The organism is Blastopirellula marina (assembly GCF_002967765.1).
GTDB classification, from domain to species: Bacteria; Planctomycetota; Planctomycetia; order Pirellulales; family Pirellulaceae; genus Bremerella; species Bremerella marina_A.
This window is the reverse complement of sequence record NZ_PUHY01000011.1, coordinates 1-880: the sequence shown is the minus strand read 5'-3', so window position 1 is coordinate 880 and position 880 is coordinate 1. Positions and strand designations below refer to the sequence as shown.

The 880-nt window shown below is 55.2% G+C and carries 2 protein-coding genes; both read left to right on the top strand.

All coding sequences use genetic code 11. The features are described 5' to 3' along the window. The first annotated feature begins 84 nt into the window (after positions 1 to 84). A complete protein-coding gene (locus C5Y83_RS16240; protein ID WP_105330828.1) occupies positions 85 to 540 on the top strand; it encodes a transposase in 456 nt (151 codons plus the stop codon). Continuing rightward, complete coding sequence (locus C5Y83_RS16235; RefSeq protein ID WP_233207255.1) at positions 471 to 869, top strand: IS5 family transposase; 399 nt, start codon at positions 471 to 473, stop codon at positions 867 to 869. Before C5Y83_RS16240 ends, C5Y83_RS16235 begins: the two co-directional genes overlap by 70 nt. Positions 870 to 880: the final 11 nt, after the last annotated feature.

The following is an 880-nucleotide window of genomic DNA, read 5'->3' as shown; positions in this document are numbered from 1 at the left end:
TAGAGGCTGTTTCAAAACCCTGACGTTATAAGCTTGCGCCAGGTAACGATTTGCGTTACACCTACCATCGAAAGGAGTCCTTCGATGGCTGGTAAACGTGAAGTGCTGCTCACCGACGAGCAGTGGGAAATGGTGAAACCGTTCATTCCTGACGTCCCGACAACTCGTCGTGGCGGCAGGCCTCGGGCGGACGATCGGTCCTGTTTTGAAGGCATTTTATGGGTGCTTCGTAGTGGAGCACGCTGGAAGGACTTACCGGATTGGTATCCATCGCCGAGCACTTGCTGGCGTCGACTAGCCGAGTGGGAAGAAGCGGGCGTCTTCGTCGACATGTGGCATGCGTTCATCGACGAGCTTGACGAACAAGGCCGCATCAACTGGGACGAAGTGTTTATGGACGGCAGCTTTGCTCCGGCAAAAAAAGGGGCCACGACGTGGGTAAAACCAAACGTGGAAAAGGTACAAAGTGGATGGTGGTGGCAGATGGCCAAGGAATACCTCTGGCATGTTCCGTCCACTCGGCGTCGAAAGCGGAAGTGAAGCTGGCCGAAGAGACGCTGCAAAAAGCAAAGTTCCCCGAGAAGCCGACGCCAGTGGTCGCTGATAAAGCGTACGACAGCGACAAGTTGCGAGACGACCTGGCCGAGCAGAACTGGGAACTGGTGTGCCCACACCGTAAGAACCGCAAACGAAAGCCTCGGCAGGATGGCCGCAAACTGCGAAGATACCGCCGCCGCTGGATCGTCGAACGAACGATCTCGTGGATCGGCAACTTCCGTCGACTTGTCGTGCGGTACGAACATCATTCGTGGATTTACCAGGCCTTCATGCACGTAGCGTGCGGGCTCATTTGTTTACGTAGGTTTTGAAACAGCTTCTA

Excerpts from the sequence above, each read along its gene's own strand:
- C5Y83_RS16240 (WP_105330828.1), top strand. The coding sequence starts at position 85 with ATGGCTGGTAAACGTGAAGTGCTGCTCACCGACGAGCAGTGGGAAATG.
- C5Y83_RS16235 (WP_233207255.1), top strand. The coding sequence starts at position 471 with ATGGTGGTGGCAGATGGCCAAGGAATACCTCTGGCATGTTCCGTCCAC.